The following is a 23,474-nucleotide window of genomic DNA, read 5'->3' as shown; positions in this document are numbered from 1 at the left end:
CTACCCCAGCGCCTTCGGGTTGGAAATTCCCAGCCGCGCCTGGACGATGGCTTCCAGCGAGTCCATCAGCACCTCCTGGCCGTCATGATCGAAGTCGCCGGCGGCGATCTCGATGCACAGGCGATGCTGCAGCGCTTCCACCCGCTTGCGCAGGTCCTCGCCGGACAACGCGTCGTCGGCATCCTCTCCATAAAGCAGGGCGAGTGCTCCCAGCATCGAATGGCCGGCGGTATCCAGCCCCTTCAACTCGCGCTCGGCAATCTCCAGTGCATTTGCGACCATCAGCGCTGCGTAACGCGCTTCGGGGGCGACATGGGGAAGCACGTCGGCCCGGAAGGTGGAGGCGGCGATCTGCAGCAGGCCGCGGGCGTCGGGATTGGCGCGCATCAGGCCACCCTCTCCACAAAGCCCGACGCTGTTCCGCCGATGGAGCGGATATGGCGCAGCATGTCCATCTCGATCTCCGGCAACATCCGCCCGGTCAACGCCAACTCCAGCGAAGGCTCGGCGCCGGAACTGTGGCGAAGCCCTTGCTCCACCGCGATGGCAGCCCAGCGAAGGTAGGCCGCCGTCTCCCAATAGGCGACGCGCGCCGGATCGACGCGGCGACCGGAAGTCTCTTCGTATCCGGCGTAGAAATCCGCCCGGTCGGCGATGCCTCCGGCTTCGCGGTCGGGCCGACGGAAGCGCCAGGACCGGGCGCAGAACCAGCCAAGGTCCTCCATGGGGTCGCTGAATCCGGCGAATTCCCAATCCAGAATCGCGGTCAATGCGCCGTCCTTGACCAGATAGTTGCCGGTGCGGAAATCGCGATGGCACAGCACCACCGCACCCGGCAGCGGCGCGTTGACCTCCATCCAGCGCAGCCCCCAGGCGATCACCGGATCGCGGCGCCCCAGGTCGCCGAACCAGCGGCGGAATTGCGCCAGCGATTCCTGCGCCGGGCAGTCCGGCGCCTCGCCCAACCTCTCCAGCCCTTCGGTTTCCGGCGTGATCCGGTGCAGAAGTCCAAGCTGCCGGCCAAGCTCGCGCGCCAGTTCCGGCTGCGCCGCCTCCGACCGCGTCACCGCATGGCCGGCGCCCAGCCCTTCGGCCCGGCGCATGATGTAGAAGTCGTGGCCCACTATAGCGGGGTCATCGCAGGCAAAGAGCGGTTCCGGCGCCAGCACTCCAGCCGCAGAGGCGGCGCGCATCACCACGAACTCCCGCAGCTTGCCGATGCTGGCGGAGATGCGCCCACCGCCTTCGGCCCGCAGCACGCAGGCATGGCGCCCGGCCAGCGGCCCACCGTCGAAGTCCAGAGTCACCGCGAGGTTCAGCGAGATCGCACCACCGCCGAGCCGTCCATCTTCCGTCACCGTGACGCGGGATGCGCCGGCCTGCGTAGCCAGCCAGCGTTCCAGACGGACACGGTTGTCATCGGACAGAAGCGAAGACGGGGATTGGTCGGACGCGGTAACGACATGCATGGCGTTCTCCCTCCGAGGATTGCCAGGCGCGCTGGCTCGCGCCTCCTTGTCGATTTCAGCGGCCGATGGTAGGCACGAAGCGGTGTTGCCGACAAGTTTCACCTTGGTGAGAAAAGCGGTTCCACCCCCAAAAAAGTCGGCCCCTCCCCCGCCGGGCGGGCGGGAAAGGGGCCGTTGTTGCATAAGGTGGAGAGGGCTTACGCCGCGATCGGCTGGTTCGTCCCTTGCTCCTGGCCGGCCGGAACGGCTTGCTGAGTGGCGGGGACCGGCGCCGGCTTGGTTTCGCGGACCGGCAGCATGTCGCCGATGCCGAAGGCGACCGCCATCAGGTTCGGCACGGCCATGGCGGCGAGCAGCATCGACCAGAGTTCCAGCGACAGGGTGCCCAGCGGGTTGGCCAGCACTGCGGTGGCGGAAGCCGCGACCAGGGCGGCGGACAGCCAGGCCTCGGGCTTGGCGCAGAAGCGGCCGGCGGTGCGCTTGCCGCCCTTGGCGGTCACCCGGAACGCGTCCTGCTTGCGGACCAAGCCACGGACGACGGCCAGTGCGACGGTGGTGGACAGCGCCATGCCGACGGCGCAGGCACCCAGGCTCTCCTTCCAGCTGTTGCCGGAGGCGTAGCGCGAGGCCAGCAGGCTGGAACCGGCACGCAGGACCAAGGCTCCCAGCACGGCGGCAGTGGCGGCAACCGGCGGCAGGTGCAGCGGCAGAACCAGCGAGGCGAAGGTCCAGACCACGGCGGCGGCGGCGGCGAACAGGCCGACGGCGTCGGACCACCAGCGGATCCAGTTGGTGACGTAGCCGAGCTTCTGTCGCGCGCTCAGCTCGGCCGCACCCGGCAGGAACTTCTTCCAATGCGCGCGGACGATCTGGGTCGAGCCGAACACCCAGCGGTCACGCTGCTTGCGGAACTGCATGAAGTTGTCCGGAGCCAGACCGGCGCCCAACCGCTCGTCGGTGTAGGCAGCGCGGTAGCCGGCCGACAGGATGCGCAGGCCCAGTTCGGTGTCCTCGCAGATACCGGCTTCCGACCAGCCGCCGACCTGATCCATCGCCGACCGGCGCAGCATGATCATCGTGCCGTGGCAGATGAAGGCTTGGGACGACACGCCCTCCTGCATGCCGACGTCGAAGAAGGGACGATACTCGGCGGTCATGGCGGCCTTCAGCGCCGTCTCGTGGCCGTCGCGGTGTTCCTGCGGGGCCTGGACGATGCCGACCGACGGATCGGCGAAGGTCGGAGCCAGCTTCGACAGCCAGTCGGGCGACACGGTATAGTCGGCGTCCAGCACGGCGACGATCTCGGCTGCCGGATCGGTATGCCTCAGCGCGGCGTTCAGGGCGCCGGCCTTGAAGCCGGAGATCTTCTTGTACCAGTGGAACTTGAACTTGCGCCCCAGCGCCTGGCACATCTCCTCCACCGGGCGGACCAGATGCTCCTCCTCGGTGTTGTTGATCAGGACGACGACCTCGTAGTTCGGGTAATCCAGCCGCGACAGCGAAGCCAGCGTGGCGTTCAGCACGTCCGGCTGTTCGCGGCAGGCGGCGACATGGATGGACACCATCGGCTTGTGATCGACGGCAGGCACGGCGTGCGGCAGCAGGGCCGGGGCGCGGCCGGTCAGCAGCCGGCGGGCGACGTCCACCAGATCGGCGAAGGCGACGCTCATCATCAGGGTGCCCAGCGCGAAGGCGGAGCCCCAGGTGGTGACCGCACCGAAGGTCAGATACTCGGCGAAGGCACCGGCGACCGCCGAGCCGATGGCGAAACCGATGATGTTGGCGCCCATCGAGGCGGCCAGTGCGAAGCCGGCATTGGTCCGGCGGCGGAACACGGCGAAGGCGGACAGCGCGAGACCGACGGCCAGGGCGACGCCCGCACCGACCCGCTCGCCATAGGGGGCGGCGACCGCACCGGTCATCGACCATTTCGGCTGACGGTCGGCATCCAGCACGCCCCAGGTCGGGCCGGGCGAGCCTTCGATGGTCGACTTCCAGATGCCGTCGAAGGCCTCGACGACGTTGTAGTGCAGGCCCAGCGCATTGGCTTCCGCCGCAAAGCCGCGGACGACGGCGGCCTGCGCCTCCGGCGTCGGGTAGGCATCGTGGAAGTTCTCGCCGCCCGACGGCCAGCCGACCTCACCCACGAACAGCGGCTTGCCGGGGTGCGACTTGCGCACGGTGTCGAGCCGGTCGCGGATCCAGGTCAGCGCATCGGAAACCGGCACGCCTTCCCAATAGGGCAGCACGTGGACGCCCATGAAATCGGAAGCCTTCACCGTGGCGTTGGCCTTGACCATCTCCGACCACACGTCGGCGGTGCCGACCTTGATGTTGGCGGGGACGGCGGCGCGCACGCGCTTGATGTAGGCGGCCAGTTCGGCATCGGTCAGTTCGGCGCGCAGCAGCGTCTCGTTGCCGACGACGATGCGCTTGATGCCACGGAATTCCTTGGCGAGAGCGATGCCGTGCAGGATCTCGCGCTCGTTCCGGGACTTGTCCTTGCTCAGCCAGATGCCGAGCGTCACGTCCAGGCCCTTGGACACCGCGATCTCCGGGACTTCGCCCTGCGAACCCAGCGTGGAGTAGGTACGGACGCCATCGGCGAATCCGACGATGGCGGCCATGTCCTTCTCGATCTCCTTGCGCGGCACCACCGGCTGGTCGTTGGGATCGTAGCTGCGGCCCGAAGGCGAGTAGGACACGGATTCGATACGACCGGGCTCCGCCTCCACCGGCGTCGGCGCATTGCGCCAGGACCAGAAGGACGCGTGGCCGGCGGTCACGGCCAGCAGAGCGGCGGCGATGGCTGCGCGCCGGATCGGGTTCTTCGGGTTGCTCATGGGGAGTTCGCGATGCCCTGTTGCAGGGTGGCCGTTCGCCACCGGACATCCGCACAAACGGGCTGACCGACTTCCCTATTCCATGCTCTTCGAAAAAATTTTGTGCGCTGCGGCAACCGGAACTTGGCCGGACGGCACCTGTTGGACAACGTCCCGTATAGACACAGCCCAGTTCAGGAGAAATCCCCATGGCAACCCGCCACGAAGACAGCCCCGAACACAAGAAGGCCCATGATCTTGCCGAGCAGGCCCTGGACAAGGCCGCCGACGGCGACGCCCGCAAGGCGCGCGACCTGATCGAGGAGGCCAAGAGCATCGACCCCAAGATCGGCGAGGAAATGGCCCGCGAGGCCGCCGAGGAGCAGAAGCAGGCCGACAAGTACGTGGACAAGACCGACAAGTGAGGTTTTGCCCCCTCCCCATCCCTCCCCCGCGTTCCGCGGGAGAGGGGGTAGGAGCTTTGCCTGCGTGACTAAAGTGCCGAAGCGGCGGCAGTCCCCTCTCCCACCGCAGGTGGGGGAGGGTTAGGGAGGGGGCAACCGCCGCAACCGCTTACTCCGCCGCCAGGGCCTCCGCCACGACCGGCGGGGTCCAGCGCAGCACCGGCTTGCGGGCAGCCGCGGTCTCGTCCAGGCGACGGCGCGGCGTCAGACGCGGAGCAGCCTGGAAATAAGCCACGTCGCCCGACTTCGCCCGCTCGGCCAGCGCACGGAGCGCGTCGACGAACTGGTCCAGGCTGGCCTTGCTTTCCGTCTCGGTTGGCTCGATCAGCAGGGCGCCGTGGACGACCAGCGGGAAATACATGGTCATCGGGTGGAAGCCCTCGTCGATCAGCGCCTTCGCCATGTCGAGCGTGGTGACACCCGCCCCCTTCAGGAAGCGGTCGTCGAACAGGCACTCGTGCATGCACGGCCCGTCGAAGGAGGCCGTCATCACGTCCTCCAGCCGCGCCATGACGTAGTTGGCGTTCAGCACCGCGTCGCCCGACGCCTGCCACAACCCGTCGGCACCGTGGCTGAGCATGTAGGACAGGGCGCGGACGAACATGCCCATCTGGCCGTGGAAGGCCTTCATGCGGCCGAAGGCCGGGCCGTCGCCGGCATTCTCCACCAGCGCGAAGCCATCCGCTCCGTGCGTCACGTAAGGCACCGGGATGTAGGGCGCCAGCGACTCCGCGAACACCACCGGCCCCGACCCCGGACCGCCGCCGCCATGCGGGGTGGAGAAGGTCTTGTGCAGGTTGATGTGCATGACGTCGATGCCGAGGTCGGCCGGACGCACCCGCCCGACGATGGCGTTGAAGTTGGCGCCGTCGCAGTAGAAATAGCCGCCCGCCTCGTGCACCGCGTCGGCGATGGCGATGATGTCGCGTTCGAACAGGCCGCAGGTGTTGGGGTTGGTCAGCATCAGGCCGGCCACGTCGGGACCGAGCTTGGCCTTCAGCGCCTCCAGATCGACGCGCCCATCGGCGGTCGCCGGAATGGCGTCGACGCTGTAGCCGCAGGCGGCGGCGGTCGCCGGGTTGGTGCCGTGGGCGCTTTCCGGCACCAGGATCTTGGTGCGGCCGCTGTCGCCGTTCGCCTCATGCGCGGCGCGGATCGCCATGATGCCGCACATCTCGCCATGGGCACCGGCGGCGGGCGCCAGCGTCACGGCGGCCATGCCGGTCAGCGTCTTGAGCCAATAAGCCAGCTGGTCCATCAGCTCCAGCGCACCCTGCACCGTGCTGACCGGCTGCATCGGATGCACGTCCGAGAAGCCCGGAAGCCGCGCCATCTTCTCGTTCAGGCGCGGGTTGTGCTTCATCGTGCAGGAGCCCAGCGGATAGAACCCGCTGTCGATGGCGTAGTTCTTCTGCGACAGGCGGGTGTAGTGGCGAACCACCTGCGGCTCGGCAAGGCCGGGCAGCCCCACCTTGGCGCGCGGCTTCACCGCACCCAGGCGGGAGGCAACCTTCGGCACGTCCGGCAGGTCGACGCCGGTGCGGCCCGCGCTGTCCTGTTCGAAGATCAGCGGCTCTTCGATCTGCAGGCCGCGGTTGCCGGTGACGGTGCCGGTCACGCCATCGAATGCACCGGAGTTCGCGGGAATGGCCGAGGGACGGCCCTGGTTGTTCATGCTCATGCCAGTACCTCGGTCAAGGCAGCCACGAAGGCGTCCATGTCGGCGTCGGTGTTGGTCTCGGTGACGGCGACCAGCAGCAGATTCTCCATTCCCTGGGCCATCTCGCCCGGATAGAGGCGCGACAGCGGCACGCCGCCCAGGATGCGGCGCTTGGCCAGCTCCTCGACCACCGCGGCGGCCGGCTTCGGCAGCTTGACGGTGAACTCGTTGAAGAAGCCGTCGTTCAGCACCTGGACACCCGGAACCGCGGCCAGCTTGTCGGCCACCTGAACCGCCTTGGCGTGGTTCAGCTGGGCCAGCTGCGTGATGCCGGCCTCGCCCAGCAGGCTGACATGGATCGAGAAGGCCAGCGCGCACAGGCCGGAATTGGTGCAGATGTTCGAGGTCGCCTTCTCGCGGCGGATGTGCTGCTCGCGGGTGGAGAGCGTCAGCACGAAGCCGCGGCGGCCATCGGCATCCACCGTCTCACCGCACAGGCGGCCCGGCATCTGGCGGACATATTTGTCCTTCACCGCGAACAGCCCGACATAGGGGCCGCCGAAATTCAGGGCGTTGCCGAAGGATTGGCCTTCCGCCGCAACGATGTCGGCGCCCATGTCGCCCGGCGGGGTCAGCAGGCCGAGCGACAGAGCCTCCGTCACCACGACGATCAGCAGCGCGCCCTTGGCTTGGCAGGCGGCGGCCAGATCGGTGTAGTCGCGGACATGGCCGAACACGTCGGGGTTCTGCACGACGACGCAGGCAGTCTTGTCGTCGACCAGCGCCAGCAGATCCTCGCCGCCGGTCGGGGCGGCCGGCAGAGCCACCGCTTCGAACCCGATGAAGCGGGCGTCGGTGGTGGTCACGTCGCGATAATGCGGGTGCAGGCCGCCGGACAGGATCGCCTTCTTCCGCCGGGTGACGCGGTTGGCCATCATCACCGCCTCGGCGCAGGAGGTGGCGCCGTCATACATCGAGGCGTTGGCCACGTCCATGCCGGTCAGCAGGGCGACCTGCGTCTGGAATTCGAACAGGACCTGCAGCGTGCCCTGGCTCACCTCCGGCTGGTACGGCGTGTAGGCGGTCAGGAACTCGCCGCGCTGGACCAGATGGTCGACGGTGGCGGGAACGTGGTGGCGGTAGGCGCCGGCGCCGAGGAAGCTGGGCACCGACCCGGCCGGCACATTCTTGGCCGCCATGGAACCCAGCAGCCGCTCGACCTCAAGCTCGCCCATGTGGTTGGGCAAGCCCCCGATCGGGCCGGCCAGACGGGCCGCCTTTGGAACGTCGCGGAACAGGTCTTCGACCGATGTTGCGCGGATGGCCTCCAGCATCGACTGCCGGTCGGCCTCGGTCAGGGGCAGATAGCGCATGTTAGTGGGATTCCTCCAGGAAGGCCTTGTAGGCCGCTTCGTCCATCAGGGCGTCCAGTTCGGAGGAGCTCTTCAACCGGATCTTGAAGAACCAGCCGTCGGTCTCGGCGGCGCTGTTGACCATCGACGGGTCGTCCACCAGGGCTTGGTTGGCCTCGATGACGGTGCCCGACACCGGGGCGTACACGTCGCTGGCGGCCTTCACCGATTCGACGACGGCGGCTTCCTTGCCCTGCTCCAGCTCGCGGCCGGCCTCGGGCAGTTCGACGAACACCACGTCACCCAGCTGGCTCTGCGCGAAGTCGGAGACGCCGACGGTGGCGACGTCGCCCTCGACGAGAACCCACTCGTGGTCCTTGGTGAATTTCTTGGTCATCTGAAGGAGCCCCTGTCCAATACGGTTGCTTGTGGTTGGGAATGCCGAGGCGTCAGCCCCGGTAATAGCGTTGCGGCACGAAGGGCGTTGCGGCGACGCGGGCCGGCAGCGGCTTGCCACGCACGACCAGCGTCAGCGGCGTGCCAACAGCGGAGTTCGCGATGTCGACATAGCCCATTGCGACCGGCGCGCCTGCGGTCGGACCGAAGCCGCCGCTGGTGATCTCGCCGATAAGGGTGCCGTTGGCGTCCTGGATTTCCGTGTGCTCGCGGGCCGGCTGGCGGCCTTCCGGCTGGATGCCGACACGGCGGCGCGTGGCGCCCTCGGTCAGTTGCCGATGAATGATGTCGTAGCCGGGGAAACCGCCCTCGGCCCGGCGGCGCTTCGGAAGCGTCCATTCCAGCGCGCCTTCGACCGGCGTCGTGGTGGTGTCGATGTCGTGGCCGTACAGGCAGAGCCCGGCCTCCAGCCGCAGCGAATCGCGGGCGCCGAGCCCGATCGCCTCGACCTCCGATTCGGAGAGCAGCGCGCGGGCGATCATCTCCGCATCGGCCTTGTCGCAGGAGATCTCGTAGCCGTCCTCGCCGGTGTAGCCGGAGCGGGTCAGGATCACCGGCACGCCCTTGAAGGTGGCGGACAGGTAGCTCATGAACTTCATGGTGGCGGCTTCGGGCACGAAGCGGGCCATCACTTCGGCCGCCATCGGACCCTGGAGCGCCATCAGCGCCAGATCGTCCAGCAGCTCGACCTCGGCCTTGCCGGCCAGCTTCTCGCGCAGGTGGGCGACGTCCTGCTCCTTGCAGGCGGCATTCACCACTAGGAACAGGTGGTCGCCGGCATTGGTCACCATCAGGTCGTCGAGGATGCCGCCCTGCTCGTTCAGGAACAGCGTGTAGCGCATGCGGCCCTGCGCCAGCCCCTTGATGTCGCCGGGAACCAGCGTTTCCAGGGCGGCGGCGGGATCGTCGCCGGTCAGGCGGACCTGCCCCATGTGGGACACGTCGAACAGCCCGGCCTTCTCGCGGGTGTGCTGGTGCTCCTTCAGGATGCCCAGCGGATACTGCACCGGCATGTCATAGCCGGCAAAGGGCACCATGCGGGCGCCAAGCTCGACATGGAGCGCGTGCAGCGGGGTGGTCTTGAGAGCGGTTCCGGCCTCGGTCACGCGGGTCCTCCGACAAGGTTTCAGCGCCCGCACCGGGATCGATGCAGGAAGCTGCCCCCTCTGTCTTGGACCTGAGAGATTCACCGCCGTCCGGTCGAGCCGGACACCCGGTTTACTCCTTCGGTGAGTCGCGGCGGGTGAGCGCCGAGGCTGCTTTCCAGAGTTGCCTTATCCCCTTGCGGTCCTTTTGCCTGAGAGTTTCCGGGGGCGGTTGCTCCTTCGGCGCCGCCCGCAAACCTGTCCGTTTCCGGCGGTTCGACGGGCGATCTCTCCCGCGAGGGATCATCGGCGTGATGGCGGCACACTGTCGCGAATAGACAAGTTTGTCAATCGACGGATCCGGCGAGATTGCCGGACATTTGCGGACCGTCATCCCCGCGAAGGCGGGGATCCAGACTTTCGGACCAAGTCCTTGATACTAATGGATTCCCGCCTTCATGGGAATGACGGCCAACGATGCGTGCTAACGATCCGCCTTACTTCTTCATCTGCGTCCGGTTGAACTCCAGCTGCTCCGGCGTCAGCTGGAAGCCGAGATAGATCTTCCAGTCCTTGGCGTTGGCATCCTTGGGCAGCGGGATCCGCGGAGCCAGCTCCTCCCGCGTGCCGGCGCGCGGCTGGCCGGTGACGAAGGTCACGTCGGTATCGAAATAGGCCTTGGACACCAGCGTGTCGTCCGGCTGGGCCAGCGCCACGAAATACTGATATTTGGCGGTGTTGCCCGGCAGCGCCGGGCCGCGTTCGGCCACCAGGAAGACGTTCACGTTCACCGTGACGCCGGCACTGGTGTATTCGCAGTTGCCGGTGTAATCGACCAGGGCGGCGCGCGACTCCAGATCGGTCAGATCCTTGCCGCCGGGGCGGAAGACCGTCACCTCCTGCAGGTCGCGGACGATGTTGACCTTGGGGCAGGCCAGCGCCGCGTCCGCCGGGTCGTTCGGTCCCAGGCCGGAACAGCCGGACAGCACCGCGATAGTCCCGGCGGCGAGCAGCGCAGGGCGGCTCTTACGCATCAGGGACGCCAGCGGGCTTTTCCGGGCGGGGGTTCCTAGTTTACGGTCGCGGCGGTCCATCGGTTCGGCCTGATCGGTTAACGGGTTGTTGGACCGCGACTTTAGTGTCCCAGCTTGACCGGCACAAGACCGCGCGGCGGTTCTATCCCTTGCGACGGTTCGGCACAGGACCACCTTAGGGCACGTCTTCTACGCAAGGGCGGAACAGCACATATGACCACCACCAATTCCCCGACCATCCAGCCCTTGACGATCCTGCTGGCGGCTCCCCGCGGCTTTTGCGCCGGCGTGGACCGGGCGATCCAGATCGTCGAGACGGCATTGGACCGCTTCGGGGCGCCGGTCTATGTCCGGCACGAGATCGTCCACAACCGATTCGTGGTCGAAAGCCTGGAAGCCAAAGGCGCCATCTTCGTCGACGAACTGACCGAGGTGCCGGACGGCCGCCCGGTGGTGTTCTCCGCCCATGGCGTGCCGAAATCGGTGCCGCAGGCGGCGGAGGCACGCGGGCTGTTCTACCTCGACGCCACCTGCCCGCTGGTCAGCAAGGTCCACCGCGAGGCCGAACGCCATTTCGAGGACGGCCGTCAGATCGTCCTGATCGGCCATGCCGGGCATCCGGAGGTGATCGGCACCATGGGCCAGTTGCCGGAGGGAGCCGTCGTGCTGGTGGAGAGCGTGGCCGATGTCGCCACGCTGGAGGTCCAGGATCCGGAGAACCTCGCCTATGCCACCCAGACCACGCTGTCGGTCGACGAGACGACGGAGATTCTGACCGCGCTCCAGGCCCGTTTCCCCGCCATCGCCGGACCGAAGAAGGAGGACATCTGCTATGCCACCACCAACCGTCAGGCGGCGGTGAAGGCCATCGCGCCGAAGGTGGACGCGCTGCTGGTTCTCGGTGCGCCGAACTCGTCGAACTCCAAGCGTCTGGTGGAGGTGGCGAAGATCCACGGCTGCCCAGCCGCCCAGCTGGTCCAGCGCGCCGCCGAGATCGATTGGAGCGCACTGGCCGGCGTCGCCCGGCTCGGCATCACCGCCGGCGCGTCGGCCCCGGAAGTGCTGGTGGAGGAGGTCATCGAGGCCGCCCGCGCACGATTCGACGTGACGGTGGAAGAGCTGCGTACGGCGACCGAGAACATCGTCTTCAAACTGCCGCGCGCGTTATCGGTGGAGCGGGAGACGGTTTGAGGGAGAGGTACCATTTTGGCCGTTGCCCCCTCCCCATCCCTCCCCCGCTTCGCGGGAGAGGGAGTTAAGCGCGAGAACGGCGGAGTTCCCTCTCCCGCCGCAGGCGGGGGAGGGTTAGGGAGGGGGCGCCCGTAACTATCCCCTCAAGCCCCCTCCGCCACCGCCAACAGCCCGTCCACATCCACCACGCTCTCCAGCCGATCGGCGACCGCATCCAGCGCCCGCTCCACGGCCACCCCGTAGCTCAACTCCGACCCGCCTCCCATCCCGCGCAGATAGGCCGCCCGGAAGCCGTCCGCAGCGAACAGCCCGTGCAGGTAGCAGCCGGCGACCCGTCCATCCGCCGACTCCGCGCCGTCCGTCATCCCGCCCGCAAGCTCCAGCATCGGCCGTGCCCGGTCCGGTCCATCGGTCCGGCCCATGTGCATCTCGTAACCCGCCACCGCCGCGCCGGTGCGACGCTCACGCCCCTGCGCTTCCTCCAGGACTTTCGGGCCTTTCAGCACCGTCTCGACATCCAGCAGGCCAAGCCCCGCGGCCTCGCCCGGCGGGCCTTCTATGCCGTCGGGATCGGCGATCCGCCGTCCCAGCATCTGATAGCCCCCGCAGATCCCGAGCACGCGGCCGCCGCGCCGCCAGTGGGCCATCAGGTCGATGTCCCAGCCCTGCGCCCGCAGGAATGCGAGGTCGGCGATGGTCGCCTTGGTGCCGGGCAGGATCACCAGATCGGCATCGCCCGGCAGCGGCTGGCCCGGACGCACCATGGTCAGGGCGACGCCGGGCTCCTGCGCAAGCGGATCGAAGTCGTCGAAATTGGCAATGCGAGACAGCATCGGCACGGCCACGCGCAGCGCCCCGCCACCCGCCGCACGCGGCCGGTCAAGCGCCACGGCATCCTCCGCCGGCAGGGTCGCCGCCTCCGGCAGCCAGGGTACCACGCCGAATCCGCGCCAGCCGGTGTGACTCTCGATGATCCGCAGGCCTTCATCGAACAGGCGAACATCGCCGCGGAACTTGTTGATGAGAAAGCCCTTGATCCGATCCTGTTCAGATTTTGGTAGAAGTGCGTGGGTGCCCACCAGACTGGCGATCACGCCGCCGCGGTCGATGTCGCCGACCAGCAGGACCGGCACGTCGGCGGCGGTGGCGAAGCCCATGTTGGCGATGTCGCCGGCCCGCAGATTGACCTCGGCCGGGCTGCCGGCGCCCTCCACCACCACGATGTCGGCTTCGGCCCGCAGCCGCTCGAAGCTGTCCAGCACGGTGCCCAGCAGTTCGCGCTTGCGCGCCTGATAGTCGGCGGCGCGTGCGGTGCCGACCACCACGCCGCGCACCACCACCTGACTGCCGATGTCCGACTGCGGCTTCAGCAGAACCGGGTTCATATGAACGCTGGGCGCCACGCCGCAGGCCCGTGCCTGCAGCGCCTGGGCGCGGCCGATCTCGCCGCCGTCCGCCGTCACCGCGGCGTTGTTGGACATGTTCTGCGGCTTGAACGGCCGGACGGTCAGCCCGCGCCGCACCAGCGCCCGGCACAGCCCTGCCACCAGCAGCGACTTGCCGACGTCGGAGCCGGTGCCCTGCAGCATGATCGCGCGTGACGGCATGGTTCAGAACTCGATGCCGGCCTGGGCCTTCACCCCGGCCTCGAACGGGTGCTTCACCAGCGTCATCTCGGTGACGAGGTCGGCGGCGGCGATCAGTTCCGGCTTGGCGTTGCGGCCGGTGATGCAGACATGCAGGTCCGGCCGGCGGGCGGCCAGCGTCGCCAGCACCTCGTCCAGGGCCAAGTAGTCCATGCGCAGCACGATGTTCAACTCGTCCAGAACGATCAGGCGATAGCGCGAGTCGGCCATCAGTTCCTTCGCCTTGGCCCAGGCGGCCTCGGCGGCGGCGATATCGCGGGCGCGGTCCTGGGTGTCCCAGGTGAAGCCCTCGCCCATCGTGTGGAAATCGACCAGATCCTCGAAACGCTCCAGCGCCACCGTCTCGCCGGTGGACCAGGCGCCCTTGACGAACTGCACCATGCCCACGCGCATGCCATGGCCGACGGCCCGCATCATCAGGCCGAAGGCGGCGGTAGACTTGCCCTTGCCCTTGCCGGTGTGGACCATCAGCAGGCCCTTCTCCACCGTCTTGGACGCGAGCGCCCGCTCCTGCAGCGCCTTGCGCCGCTTCATCTTCTCCGCATGGCGGCGGTTGAGTTCCTCGGCATCAGCCGTGCTGTCGGTCATGCGGGAATTCCCTTCACGAACATCGGCAGACCGGCGACGGTCAGCACGACGCGCGGCGCCAGGGCCGCGATGGATTGGTGCAGGCGGCCGGCATGGTCGCGGAAGCGGCGCGCCAGCGCATTGTCGGGCACGATGCCGAGCCCGACCTCGTTGGAAACCAGGACCACCCGGCCCGGCAGCGTCGGCAGCAGTTCCACCAGCGCGCCGGTCTCTGCCGCGATGTCGGCCTCCGCCATCATCAGATTGGTCAGCCACAGGGTCAGGCAATCGACCAGCACGCCGGTGCCGGCGGCGGCATGGCGGCGCAACGCGCCTGTCAGGTCCCGTGGCTCCTCCACCGTCGTCCAATCGGGGCCGCGGTCGTCGCGATGCTTGGCCACCCGCTCCGCCATCTCCGCGTCCCAGATTTGCGAGGTGGCGATGTAGACGCGCGGCCCGCCCAGCGCCGTCACCAGCCCCTCGGCATAGCGGCTCTTGCCGGAGCGGGCGCCGCCCAGCACCAGCGTCAGGTCAGCCGTCATGTCCCCAGCCTTCATTTCCAGGGCGTCCCGTCGCGGTGGTGATAGGCGCCGTCGCGCCAGACCATGTCCTCGTCGGAATAATCGATCTCGTCGCCGCCACTGCGGTCGCCGACCTCCAGGTAGCTGGCCGGCCGGCTGCTGCGGTTGATCAGGCGGTGACCATCGGCGACACCGTGCGGGAAGCCGGCGCACATACCGGCGGTCAGCAGCGTCTCGCCCGCGTCGGTGACCAGGGTCAGCTCGCCCTCCACCACATAGACGAACTCGTCCTGCCGGCTGTGCCAATGGCGCAGAGACGATGACGCGCCTGGGGCCAGCCGGGTCAGGTTGACGCCGAAATTGGTGAGCCCCAGCGGATCGCCGAGCGCAACCCGATGCCGTCCGGCCACCTGCGCCCGGAAGGGCTGCGGATAGTCGGTGGCGCCGGTTTCGGCGGACAGGGCGGCTGGATCGATGACCGGCGGTTTCGGCACGGGCGGTCTCCGGTTTGGCTTTGCGGGACCGGACTGTCGCAAACCGGGTGGGCTGCGTCAAACGGCGCAAGTCCCCTTCCGGAACAGGGTTGCGGAACAGGGTTGCGGGCCAGGGTTGAAGGGGCCACGGCTGGACAGCCGCCTCCACGACCACCATGCTTACCGCAACGCGAAATCACAACTTGCGATCCGATGCCCAATCTGGAAATCATCAGCCGCTGCCCCGCCGGCACGCCGAAGGCGCCGCCGCTTCTGTTCGTCCACGGTGCCTTCAGCGGCGCCTGGATCTGGGATGCCAAGTTCCTGCCCTGGTTCGCCGCCCGCGGGTGGGAGGCGCATGCAGTCTCCCTGCGCGGCCATGGCAACAGCGAGGGGCGCGACCATCTGCATGAATTCGGCATCGCCGATTATGTGGAGGACGTTCTGCAGGCCGCGGACGGGCTGTCGGCGCCGCCGGTGCTGATCGGCCATTCCATGGGCGGCATGGTGGTCCAGCGCGCGCTGGCCAAGCGCCGTTTCGCCGGCGGCGTGCTGATGGCATCGGCCCCGCCCTACGGCCTGTGGTCCTCCACCATGGGGCTGGCCTGGCGGTCGCCTTATGTGTTCCAGCAGATGGCGATGCTGACCACCTTCGGCGAGAAGGCCATCGACCCGGACGCAATCCGCCGGGCCATGTTCTCCGACAAGATGCCGCGCGCCGAGGCCGCCAAGTACGAGGCCTATCTGCAGGAGGAGTCGCGCCGGGTCCTGCTGGACATCGGCGGCTGGATCCCCTTCCCCGTGCTGCCGCCGCGCGACACGCCGGTGATGGTGATGGGCGCGGAGGAGGATCTGCTGTTCCCGCGCGCGGAGGTGATCGCCACCGCCATGACGCTATGCACTCAGCCGGTCTTCATGCCGGGAATGGGGCACGCGATGATGCTGGAACAGGACTGGCAATCGGTCGCCGAGCGTGTCGAGCAATGGGTCTCGGCGACGGTGACGGCGGAGGTGGGCTGAGGGGGCGAGTGCGCCCCCTCACGTCCTTCACGCCGTCGTCGGGTTCGGCATGCCCGGCATCGGCTCGTCGGCGGGCGGCGGGATTTCCGGCAGCACGTCGGGGTTGTCGGGCACCGGATAGGGATCGGGCGTGGTCGGCCGGTCGGGCTGCGGCGGATTCGGGTTGGAGGGGGGCGGAATCTCGCCGGGTGTCGACGGCTTCTGCTGGTCGCTCATTCGGAAAACTCCTGGGTCGGGGATGGCCCTTGGGAGATGTCCCAGGGGGATGTCCCTGGGATAACGCCTCAATCGACGGTCCGTTCAATCGCCCGGCCGCCGGCCTGCACGTCCTGTCCGGCGCCTTCCACCGTGTTGCAGCCGGTCAGCATGGCTGCCAACACCATCAGGAAGGTCAGGATCACCAATTCACGCGCGGGGAACGGGATGGCGCGGGCGGTGGCGCGCTGCCGGCGGTTCTTGGCGTGGTGCATGGCGTCTCTCCGGTGTGAAGGGGGGATGGGTGGCTGTCCGGGCGTCGTTCGTCTCTGTTTCTGACAACGGGGCGGCGGCGGCTTGGTTCCGCGGGAGCCCTTCCGGCCATGCAGGGAATGCAACGGTCCTTTCGAGGCGCCCGAAAGCCTTGACGCGGTACGCCCACCGGGCAAGATGACTGGCTTTTGCGCAGCCTGCCCGCTTTCCGGCCAGCCAGTACGGTCCGGCGGCGCGGCCAAGGCCGCTTCCCCGATGCCGACACAGGTCCCGTCATGAGCACCGCCACCCTGCCCACGCCCGAGCCGTTGCGCGCGCGCCTCGCCGCCCACATCGGCGAGCTGCTGCGGCTGGCGGCGCCGGTCATCGTCTCCCGTGCCGGGCTGATGGTGATGATGGCGGTCGACACGGCCATCGTCGGCCGCTATTCGGCGCAGGAGCTGGCCTATTACGGGCTGGCCCATCTGCCGGGCAACATCATGGTCGGCACCGGCGTCGGCCTGCTGATGGGCACGGTGATGATCACTGCCCACGCCTTCGGCGCCGGCAACGATGCGGAGTGCGGGCGGGCATGGCGCCGGTCCGTTCCCTACGCGCTGCTGCTGGGCGTGCTGTTCGCGCTGGTCTCCCTGCTGGGCGATCCGCTCTTCCAGGCGGGTGGCCAGACTCCGGACATGGCGGCGGGCGGTGCCCATGTGCTGGCGGTTCTGGGGCTCGGTGCGCCCGGCATGATGCTGTACATCACCACCGGCTTTTTCCTGGAGGGCGTCAAGCGGCCGCTGCCTGGCATGGTCGCCATGGTGATCGGCAACATCGTCAACGCCGCCCTCGCCTGGGCGCTGGTCTGGGGGCATGTCGGGTTGGAGCCTTTGGGCGCCGTCGGTTCCGCCTGGGCGACCACCATCGTGCGCTGGGGCATGGGGCTGGGGCTGGTAGCCTATGTCTGGTGGATGCGCGACCATGACCGCTGGCAGGTCCGGCTGCCGGTGTCCGACTGGTGGAGCGGCGCGGCGCGCCAGCGCCATCTCGGCTATGCCGCCGGGCTCAGCATCGGGGTGGAGAGCGGCGCCTTCGCCGCACTCGGCCTGTTCGCCGGCATGATCTCCCCGCTCGCGCTGGCCGCCTACACGGTGGGTCTGAACCTGACCGCCCTGCCCTTCATGGCGGCTGTCGGGCTGGCGTCGGCGACGGCGGTGCGGGTGGGCGTGGCCTATGGCCGCGGCGACCGCAGGGACATGGTGCTGGCGGGCTGGACCGGGCTCGGCGTCACCAGCGCCATCCTGGCCTGTGTCGGCATTCTCTACCGCAGCCTGCCCGAGGCGCTGGGCGCCATCTACACCAACGACCCCGAACTGCTGGAGGCGGTGGTGCCGCTGATCGCCTTCGCCGCCTGGATCCTGATCGCCGACGGCGGGCAGACGGTGATGGCGAACGCGCTGCGCGGCCGTCACGACGCCTGGGTCCCGACCGCGCTGCATTTCTTCTCCTACGCAGTCGTGATGATTCCGGTGTCGGCCTTCCTCGTTTTCGGTCTCGGCCACGGCGCCCATGGGCTCTTCGAGGGAATCCTGATCGCCAGCCTGGTATCGGTGACGATCCTGTCGCTGCGATTCGCACGTTTGAGCCGGCGCTGAACCGACATTGACGGGGCTTTTCGGCCCCGAATCGTTGTGTGCAATTGCGAGAGTTGCTATATTTCCTGGGCAAAACCTTCGGCCCGCAAGGCCAGTGACTGCCGCGGATTCCTAAAGCGGCGGCGCATTCGAAGAATGAGTGTCCTGCTTGAGCAATACGCCCCTTCCTCCCGCCTCCGACATCGCGCCGATCAACATCGAAGACGAGATGCGGAAATCGTATCTCGACTACGCGATGAGCGTGATCGTGAGCCGTGCCCTGCCCGACGTCCGCGACGGGCTGAAGCCGGTGCACCGGCGCATCCTCTACGCGATGAAGGAGGGCGGGTACGACTCGACCAAGCCCTATAAGAAGTCGGCGCGCATCGTCGGCGACGTGATGGGTAAATACCACCCGCACGGCGACAGCGCGATCTACGACGCCATGGTCCGCATGGCGCAGGACTTCTCCATGCGCCTGCCGCTGATCGACGGCCAGGGCAATTTCGGTTCGATGGACGGCGATCCGCCCGCGGCCATGCGCTACACCGAGGCGCGTCTGGCCAAGGCGGCGGAAGCGCTGCTGGACGACATCGACAAGGACACGATCGATTTCCAGGCCAGCTACGACGATTCGGGCCGCGAGCCCACCGTCGTTCCGGCGCGCTTCCCCAACCTGCTGGTGAACGGCGCCGGCGGCATCGCCGTCGGCATGGCGACCAACATCCCGACCCACAATCTGGGCGAGGTGATCGACGCCTGCTGCGCCTACATCGACAACCCCGACATCACGCTCGAAGAGCTGATGGAGCATGTGCCCGGCCCCGATTTCCCGACGGGCGGCCTGATCCTCGGCCGGTCGGGCAGCCGGGCGGCGCTGCAGACCGGGCGCGGCTCGATCATCCTGCGCGCCAAGACCCACTTCGAGGAGGTGCGCAAGGACCGCACCGCCATCGTCGCGACCGAGATCCCCTATCAGGTCAACAAGGCCAAGCTGATGGAACGCATCGGCGAGGTCGTGAACGACAAGATCATCGAGGGCATCTCCGACCTGCGCGACGAATCGGACCGCGACGGCGTGCGCGTGGTGATCGAGCTGAAGCGCGACGCGGTTCCCGACGTCGTGCTGGCCCAGCTGTTCCGCCACACGCAGCTCCAGACCTCCTTCGGCGTCAACATGCTGGCGCTGAACGGCGGCCGTCCGGAGCTGATGCATCTCCAGCAGATCATCGCCGCCTTCATCCGCTTCCGCGAGCAGGTCATCACCCGCCGGACCGAGTTCCTGCTGGGCAAGGCCCGCGAGCGGGCGCACACCTTGGTCGGTCTGGCGGTCGCCGTCGCCAACCTGGATGCGATGATCGAGCTGATCCGCAGCGCTCCGGATCCCGTCTGGGCGCGCGAGGAGATCATGAACCGGGAGTGGCCGGTCCATGACGTCGGCCCGCTGATCGAGCTGATCGACGAACCGGGCCGCGGCGTCAGCCCGCAGAACACCTATCGCCTGTCGGAAGTCCAGGCCCGCGCCATCCTCGACCTGCGTCTGCATCGCCTGACCGGGCTGGAGCGCGACAAGATCGGCGCCGAGCTGACCGACGTCACCGACCAGATCGCCGACTTCCTCGCCACGCTCGCCAATCGGCCGAAGCTGATGGGGATCCTGCGCGACGAGCTGGTGGAGATGAAGGAGCGGTTCGGCAACCCGCGCCGCACCGAAATCCAGGATCTGGAGTTCGAGGCCGACATCGAGGACCTGATCCAGCGCGAGGACATGGTCGTCACCGTCAGCCAGTCCGGCTATGTGAAGCGGGTGCCGCTGTCCACCTACCGGGCGCAGAAGCGCGGCGGCAAGGGCCGCGCCGGCATGTCGATGAAGGCGGAGGACGCGGTCAGCGACCTGTTCGTCGCCAACACCCACACGCCGCTGCTGCTCTTCTCGAACCGCGGCATGGTCTACAAGCTGAAGGTCTACCGCCTGCCGCTGGGCAACCCGCAGGCGCGCGGCAAGGCCTTCGTCAACCTGCTGCCGCTGATCGACGGGGAGACCATCACCACCGTCCTGCCGCTGCCGGAGGACGAGGCCGCCTGGGCCGATCTGCACGTCGTCTTCGCCACGTCGAAGGGCAACGTGCGCCGCAACCGCATGTCCGACTTCGCCAACATCCGCTCCAACGGCCTGATCGCCATGAAGCTAGAGGAGGAAGGCGAGCGGCTGATCGGCGTCCATACCTGCACGGAGGCCCTGGACGACGTCCTGCTGGCGACCCGCGGCGGCAAGTGCATCCGCTTCCCCGTGGACGACGTGCGCGTCTTCGCCGGCCGCACCTCCACCGGCGTTCGCGGCATCAAGCTGGCCGACGGGGACGAGGTGGTGTCGCTGTCGATCCTGACCCATGTCGACGCCACGCCCGAGGAACGCGCCGCCTTCTTCAAGATGAAGCGCGACGAAGGGCTGGAGATGGAGGGTGAGGCCGCGCCGGAAGCCGACGACGTGCCGGCGGACAGCGTCACCCTGACGCAGGAGCGGTACGAAGAACTGAAACAGAAGGAACAGTATATTCTGACCGTCTCCGACCGCGGTTACGGGAAGCGCAGCTCGTCCTACGAGTATCGCATCGCCGGCCGCGGGGGCCAGGGCATCTGGAACATGGAGATGGGCGAGCGCAACGGGTCCATCGTCGCCGCCTTCCCGGTCGAATCGAACCATCAGGTGATGATGGTGACCAACGGCGGCCAGGTGATCCGCATGCCCCTGCACGACGTGCGGGTGGCCGGCCGGAAGACGCTGGGTGTCACGCTGTTCCGCGTGGGGGCGGAAGAGCGCGTGGTCTCCGTCGCCACCATCGCCGAGGAAGACGGCGAGAATGGTGTGGGCGAGAACGGCGCCGGGGAGACTGGCGTCGACACGGGCGTTGAGACTGGCGGTGACGCCAACGGTTCGGTCGGGTCGGTCGGCGATGCCGGCGACACCGCCGCACCGAACGAATAACGGAAGGGCGTAAAGGGGAACTTCCATGGCGACCAGCCAGACCGAGACCAGCCAGGGTCGTCGAATCGGTGTCTATCCCGGCACCTTCGATCCGATCACCAACGGTCACATGGACATCATCCAGCGCGCCGCTCGTCAGGTCGACCACCTGATCATCGGCGTCGCCCGGAATGCCGGCAAGGGGCCGCTCTACTCCACGGACGAGCGGGTCGCCATGGTTCGCGAGGACGTGGCCGCGCTGAATGCCGGCGGGGCCAGCATCGAGGTGCGGGCGTTCGACAATCTGCTGATGCATTTCGCCATCGAGATGAACGCCAGGGTCATCATCCGCGGTCTGCGCGCCGTCTCGGACTTCGAATACGAGTTCCAGATGGCGGGCATGAACGCGCGGCTGAACCCGAAGGTCGAGACGATCTTCCTGATGTCGTCGGAGAAGCACCAGTTCATCTCCTCCCGCTTCGTGAAGGAGATCGGGCGCCTGGGCGGCGACATCCGCCACTTCGTCTCGCCGCGCGTCGCCGAACGGCTGGCCGAACGCTTCGCGCTGGAGGCCGGCAACGGCACCACCCCGACGGCCAACCAGACCTGATCCCGAAACCATGGGCTTAATGGGCGGGCTTGATGGCAAAATCCTGCATTCGCCATCAAGCCCATGGTTGACCTTTCGGGCGCGTCTTTCTATGGTGCGCCCACTTCCGGCGGGGGCCAGTTTCCCACCGCCGCGCTGGATGATCCGGTAGCTCAGTCGGTAGAGCACGTGACTTTTAATCATGTGGCCGTGGGTTCGAATCCCACCCGGATCACCATCTTTTCAAACATCCCCTTTTAGAGTTCGTCGCGGCATATCGATCACAATGGTCGCTAAGCCTCAGCCGATAGGGGTCACCCCCAATTTTATGTCGTGCCGATCCTATTAAGAGTCTGAACCAGTTGAGACTGGGGGATGGCTATGGATTGGTTGAGGAACGCGTCTGTTCGAACGAAGGTGATCGCGGCGTTTGCCGTGCTTATGGTCGGCACCACGGTGCTGGGCCTGTTTGCGATCAATCGCATTTCGTCGGTCAATGACGAGGCCGCGGAAATCCGCGACAATTGGCTGCCTTCCGTCGTTGCCGCCTCGGAACTCTATGCCGCCTTCTACTCCTACCGGACCTATGAAGGGGCGCTGATCGCCGTACAGGACGAGGCGCGGATCCGCAAGGAAGAGGAGAGCCTCGACCGTACCATCCGCACGATCGACGAACGGCGTGCAACCTACGAGCCCATGCTGATGCCGGGATGGGAAACGGAGACCTATAGGAAGTTCGTCGACTCCTACAGCCGCTATATCGCCCTCAGCCGCGACAAACTGCGTCCTCTGGCTCGCAAGAACGAAACGGTGGCCCTCTCCGACCTGTTTGTCGGCGATTCGCGCCAGGAATTCCAGACTGCCAAAGCTCTCCTGGAAGAACTGGTACAGTACAACCGGTCCGAGGGCGTGACGGCTGCCAACCGTGGCGCCGAGATCTACATCGTATCCCGAAACTGGATCATCGCCTGCATCCTGGTGGCGATGATGGTCGGTGCCGGCGCCGCACTGCTGATCCTGGGGGCCGTGGTTCAGCCGGTCCACGGTCTGACCGGGATCATGGGGCGGCTCGCCAATCGGGAACTGACCGTCGCGGTGGACGGCACGGAGCGCAAGGACGAGTTGGGCGCCATGGCGCGTGCGGTGCAGGTCTTCAAGGATGGGCTGATCGAGGCCGAACGCCTTGCCGCCGTCGAAGCCGCCGAGCAGCAGGCCAAGGCCCGCCGCACCGCCGCCATCGAACGTCTGCTGACGGCTTTCGAAGGGTCCTCCAGCGCCGCCTTGCGCACCGTGGCCGCCGCCGCGTCGGAGTTGGATGCCACCGCCCACAGCATGTCGGCGATGGCCCAGCAGACCAGCACCCAGGCGACCGTGGTCGCGTCGGCCGCCGAGCAGACCAGCGCCAACGTCCAGACCGTCGCCACGGCGACCGAGGAGATGGCCAGCTCCATCCGCGAGATCGGGTCGCAGATTTCCCGCTCCGCCGACATCGCCGGCAAGGCGGTGAATGAGGCGACCCAGACCAGCGAAGCGGTCCGCAGCCTTGCCGATGCCGCGCAGAAGATCGGCGAGGTGGTCGGCCTGATCACCGACATCGCCAGCCAGACCAACCTGCTGGCTCTGAACGCCACCATCGAGGCGGCACGCGCCGGGGAGGCCGGCAAGGGCTTCGCAGTCGTCGCCAGCGAGGTGAAGAGCCTAGCCGGCCAGACCGCCAAGGCGACGGAGGAGATTGCCAGCCAGATCGGTGCCATTCAGCAGACGACGCAGGGCGTGGTGATGGCAATCGCCGGCATCGGCGGCACCATCGGCAGCATCAACGACATCACGACGGCCATCGCCGCCGCGATCGAAGAGCAGAGTGCCGCGACCAACGAGATCTCCCGCAATGTCCTGCAGGCCGCCGCCGGCACGCAGGAAGTCACGGGCAGCATCTTCCAGGTCACCCAGGCCGCAGGCGAAGCCGGCAACGCCGCCGGCCAGGTTCTGACCGCTGCCGGAGAGCTGTCGCGTCAAGCCGAACTGATGCGCGAAGACGTCGAAACCTTCCTGAGCGACATCAAGGCTGCCTGACAGGAC

The 23,474-nt window shown here is 67.6% G+C and carries 21 protein-coding genes, 1 tRNA gene and 1 riboswitch; of the genes, 8 read left to right on the top strand and 14 right to left on the bottom strand.

The genetic code is table 11. The annotated features are described in order from the left end of the window. From ACWPKK_RS05420 to ACWPKK_RS05410, 3 genes are all read right to left on the bottom strand, one after another. Positions 1–387 carry a DUF6285 domain-containing protein gene (locus ACWPKK_RS05420; RefSeq protein WP_324871435.1) on the bottom strand — a complete coding sequence of 129 codons (387 nt, stop codon included), beginning with the start codon at positions 385–387 and terminating at the stop codon, positions 1–3. Further along, entirely contained in the window at positions 387–1,469 is a 1,083-nt protein-coding gene (locus ACWPKK_RS05415; protein WP_452001557.1) for a phosphotransferase family protein, read from the bottom strand. Before ACWPKK_RS05415 ends, ACWPKK_RS05420 begins: the two co-directional genes overlap by 1 nt. A 197-nt stretch (positions 1,470–1,666) precedes the next feature. Continuing rightward, positions 1,667–4,312, bottom strand: a complete 2,646-nt coding sequence (locus ACWPKK_RS05410; RefSeq protein WP_452001556.1) for a glycosyltransferase — start codon at positions 4,310–4,312, stop codon at positions 1,667–1,669. A 188-nt stretch (positions 4,313–4,500) separates the two neighbouring features. Here ACWPKK_RS05410 and ACWPKK_RS05405 point away from each other — a divergent pair, with 188 nt between their 5' ends. Further along, positions 4,501–4,716: a hypothetical protein gene (locus ACWPKK_RS05405; RefSeq protein WP_452001554.1), complete on the top strand. Its 216-nt coding sequence runs from the start codon at positions 4,501–4,503 to the stop codon at positions 4,714–4,716. 148 nt (positions 4,717–4,864) lie between these two features. On the opposite strand, the gene gcvPB is transcribed toward ACWPKK_RS05405, so the two are convergent. From gcvPB to ACWPKK_RS05380, 5 genes are all read right to left on the bottom strand, one after another. After that, complete coding sequence (gcvPB, locus tag ACWPKK_RS05400) at positions 4,865–6,436, bottom strand: aminomethyl-transferring glycine dehydrogenase subunit GcvPB (RefSeq protein ID WP_452001552.1); 1,572 nt, start codon at positions 6,434–6,436, stop codon at positions 4,865–4,867. Continuing rightward, positions 6,433–7,788 carry an aminomethyl-transferring glycine dehydrogenase subunit GcvPA gene (gcvPA, locus tag ACWPKK_RS05395; RefSeq protein ID WP_452001550.1) on the bottom strand — a complete coding sequence of 452 codons (1,356 nt, stop codon included), beginning with the start codon at positions 7,786–7,788 and terminating at the stop codon, positions 6,433–6,435. The genes gcvPB and gcvPA overlap by 4 nt, the downstream gene beginning before the upstream one ends. 1 nt (position 7,789) lies before the next feature. Next, positions 7,790–8,164, bottom strand: a complete 375-nt coding sequence (gene gcvH, locus ACWPKK_RS05390; RefSeq protein WP_452001548.1) for a glycine cleavage system protein GcvH — start codon at positions 8,162–8,164, stop codon at positions 7,790–7,792. 52 nt (positions 8,165–8,216) lie between these two features. After that, positions 8,217–9,329 (bottom strand): glycine cleavage system aminomethyltransferase GcvT, encoded by a 1,113-nt coding sequence (gcvT, locus tag ACWPKK_RS05385; RefSeq protein ID WP_452001546.1) that lies wholly within the window; start codon positions 9,327–9,329, stop codon positions 8,217–8,219. A gap of 169 nt (positions 9,330–9,498) precedes the next feature. Next, a riboswitch (glycine riboswitch) is annotated at positions 9,499–9,614 on the bottom strand. Between the two features lie 191 nt (positions 9,615–9,805). Continuing rightward, entirely contained in the window at positions 9,806–10,342 is a 537-nt protein-coding gene (locus tag ACWPKK_RS05380; protein ID WP_324871427.1) for a hypothetical protein, read from the bottom strand. A 213-nt stretch (positions 10,343–10,555) separates the two neighbouring features. On the opposite strand from ACWPKK_RS05380, the gene ispH reads away from it, so the two are divergent. Further along, entirely contained in the window at positions 10,556–11,533 is a 978-nt protein-coding gene (ispH, locus tag ACWPKK_RS05375) for a 4-hydroxy-3-methylbut-2-enyl diphosphate reductase (protein ID WP_452001544.1), read from the top strand. A 143-nt stretch (positions 11,534–11,676) separates the two neighbouring features. Here ispH and ACWPKK_RS05370 read toward each other — a convergent pair whose 3' ends face one another. From ACWPKK_RS05370 to ACWPKK_RS05355, 4 genes are read right to left on the bottom strand one after another with little or no spacing between them, the layout of a single operon-like run. Continuing rightward, the gene (locus ACWPKK_RS05370; RefSeq protein WP_452001542.1) at positions 11,677–13,140 is read right to left on the bottom strand and encodes a cobyric acid synthase; all 1,464 of its coding nucleotides are present in this window, start codon (positions 13,138–13,140) and stop codon (positions 11,677–11,679) included. Positions 13,141–13,143: 3 nt separating this feature from the next. Next, the gene (gene cobO / locus ACWPKK_RS05365) at positions 13,144–13,767 is read right to left on the bottom strand and encodes a cob(I)yrinic acid a,c-diamide adenosyltransferase (RefSeq protein ID WP_452001540.1); all 624 of its coding nucleotides are present in this window, start codon (positions 13,765–13,767) and stop codon (positions 13,144–13,146) included. Next, positions 13,764–14,288: a bifunctional adenosylcobinamide kinase/adenosylcobinamide-phosphate guanylyltransferase gene (gene cobU, locus ACWPKK_RS05360; protein WP_452001539.1), complete on the bottom strand. Its 525-nt coding sequence runs from the start codon at positions 14,286–14,288 to the stop codon at positions 13,764–13,766. The genes cobO and cobU overlap by 4 nt, the downstream gene beginning before the upstream one ends. Positions 14,289–14,299: 11 nt before the next feature. Further along, on the bottom strand, positions 14,300–14,761 hold the full coding sequence (locus ACWPKK_RS05355; protein ID WP_452001537.1) for a cupin domain-containing protein: 462 nt from the start codon (positions 14,759–14,761) through the stop codon (positions 14,300–14,302). Positions 14,762–14,953: 192 nt separating this feature from the next. On the opposite strand from ACWPKK_RS05355, the gene ACWPKK_RS05350 reads away from it, so the two are divergent. After that, positions 14,954–15,760, top strand: a complete 807-nt coding sequence (locus tag ACWPKK_RS05350) for an alpha/beta hydrolase (protein ID WP_452001535.1) — start codon at positions 14,954–14,956, stop codon at positions 15,758–15,760. 27 nt (positions 15,761–15,787) lie between these two features. On the opposite strand, the gene ACWPKK_RS05345 is transcribed toward ACWPKK_RS05350, so the two are convergent. Both ACWPKK_RS05345 and ACWPKK_RS05340 read right to left on the bottom strand, forming a co-directional pair. Next, the gene (locus ACWPKK_RS05345) at positions 15,788–15,976 is read right to left on the bottom strand and encodes a hypothetical protein (RefSeq protein WP_149223526.1); all 189 of its coding nucleotides are present in this window, start codon (positions 15,974–15,976) and stop codon (positions 15,788–15,790) included. Positions 15,977–16,044: 68 nt separating this feature from the next. After that, positions 16,045–16,230: an entericidin A/B family lipoprotein gene (locus ACWPKK_RS05340; RefSeq protein WP_149223525.1), complete on the bottom strand. Its 186-nt coding sequence runs from the start codon at positions 16,228–16,230 to the stop codon at positions 16,045–16,047. Positions 16,231–16,503: 273 nt separating this feature from the next. On the opposite strand from ACWPKK_RS05340, the gene ACWPKK_RS05335 reads away from it, so the two are divergent. From ACWPKK_RS05335 to ACWPKK_RS05315, 5 genes are all read left to right on the top strand, one after another. After that, on the top strand, positions 16,504–17,862 hold the full coding sequence (locus ACWPKK_RS05335) for an MATE family efflux transporter (protein WP_452001533.1): 1,359 nt from the start codon (positions 16,504–16,506) through the stop codon (positions 17,860–17,862). Between the two features lie 148 nt (positions 17,863–18,010). Further along, positions 18,011–20,827 (top strand): DNA gyrase subunit A, encoded by a 2,817-nt coding sequence (gene gyrA / locus ACWPKK_RS05330; protein WP_324871418.1) that lies wholly within the window; start codon positions 18,011–18,013, stop codon positions 20,825–20,827. Positions 20,828–20,852: 25 nt separating this feature from the next. Continuing rightward, the gene (coaD, locus tag ACWPKK_RS05325; RefSeq protein WP_324871417.1) at positions 20,853–21,416 is read left to right on the top strand and encodes a pantetheine-phosphate adenylyltransferase; all 564 of its coding nucleotides are present in this window, start codon (positions 20,853–20,855) and stop codon (positions 21,414–21,416) included. 141 nt (positions 21,417–21,557) lie between these two features. After that, positions 21,558–21,633 (top strand) — tRNA-Lys (locus tag ACWPKK_RS05320). Between the two features lie 137 nt (positions 21,634–21,770). Further along, positions 21,771–23,468 (top strand): methyl-accepting chemotaxis protein, encoded by a 1,698-nt coding sequence (locus ACWPKK_RS05315; RefSeq protein ID WP_452001530.1) that lies wholly within the window; start codon positions 21,771–21,773, stop codon positions 23,466–23,468. The last annotated feature ends 6 nt before the right edge of the window (positions 23,469–23,474 follow it).

Source organism: Azospirillum largimobile, from assembly GCF_977007025.2.
Note: the sequence above shows the minus strand (reverse complement) of the source record. Positions and strands in the feature narration are given on the sequence as shown.

Excerpts from the sequence above, each read along its gene's own strand:
- ACWPKK_RS05340 (WP_149223525.1), bottom strand. The coding sequence starts at position 16,230 with ATGCACCACGCCAAGAACCGCCGGCAGCGCGCCACCGCCCGCGCCATC.
- ispH (WP_452001544.1), top strand. The coding sequence starts at position 10,556 with ATGACCACCACCAATTCCCCGACCATCCAGCCCTTGACGATCCTGCTG.
- ACWPKK_RS05410 (WP_452001556.1), bottom strand. The coding sequence starts at position 4,312 with ATGAGCAACCCGAAGAACCCGATCCGGCGCGCAGCCATCGCCGCCGCT.
- ACWPKK_RS05345 (WP_149223526.1), bottom strand. The coding sequence starts at position 15,976 with ATGAGCGACCAGCAGAAGCCGTCGACACCCGGCGAGATTCCGCCCCCC.
- ACWPKK_RS05315 (WP_452001530.1), top strand. The coding sequence starts at position 21,771 with ATGGCTATGGATTGGTTGAGGAACGCGTCTGTTCGAACGAAGGTGATC.
- ACWPKK_RS05335 (WP_452001533.1), top strand. The coding sequence starts at position 16,504 with ATGAGCACCGCCACCCTGCCCACGCCCGAGCCGTTGCGCGCGCGCCTC.
- gcvH (WP_452001548.1), bottom strand. The coding sequence starts at position 8,164 with ATGACCAAGAAATTCACCAAGGACCACGAGTGGGTTCTCGTCGAGGGC.
- ACWPKK_RS05380 (WP_324871427.1), bottom strand. The coding sequence starts at position 10,342 with ATGCGTAAGAGCCGCCCTGCGCTGCTCGCCGCCGGGACTATCGCGGTG.
- cobU (WP_452001539.1), bottom strand. The coding sequence starts at position 14,288 with ATGACGGCTGACCTGACGCTGGTGCTGGGCGGCGCCCGCTCCGGCAAG.
- cobO (WP_452001540.1), bottom strand. The coding sequence starts at position 13,767 with ATGACCGACAGCACGGCTGATGCCGAGGAACTCAACCGCCGCCATGCG.
- ACWPKK_RS05405 (WP_452001554.1), top strand. The coding sequence starts at position 4,501 with ATGGCAACCCGCCACGAAGACAGCCCCGAACACAAGAAGGCCCATGAT.
- ACWPKK_RS05350 (WP_452001535.1), top strand. The coding sequence starts at position 14,954 with ATGCCCAATCTGGAAATCATCAGCCGCTGCCCCGCCGGCACGCCGAAG.
- gcvPB (WP_452001552.1), bottom strand. The coding sequence starts at position 6,436 with ATGAGCATGAACAACCAGGGCCGTCCCTCGGCCATTCCCGCGAACTCC.
- ACWPKK_RS05420 (WP_324871435.1), bottom strand. The coding sequence starts at position 387 with ATGCGCGCCAATCCCGACGCCCGCGGCCTGCTGCAGATCGCCGCCTCC.
- ACWPKK_RS05370 (WP_452001542.1), bottom strand. The coding sequence starts at position 13,140 with ATGCCGTCACGCGCGATCATGCTGCAGGGCACCGGCTCCGACGTCGGC.
- ACWPKK_RS05415 (WP_452001557.1), bottom strand. The coding sequence starts at position 1,469 with ATGCATGTCGTTACCGCGTCCGACCAATCCCCGTCTTCGCTTCTGTCC.
- gcvPA (WP_452001550.1), bottom strand. The coding sequence starts at position 7,788 with ATGCGCTATCTGCCCCTGACCGAGGCCGACCGGCAGTCGATGCTGGAG.
- coaD (WP_324871417.1), top strand. The coding sequence starts at position 20,853 with ATGGCGACCAGCCAGACCGAGACCAGCCAGGGTCGTCGAATCGGTGTC.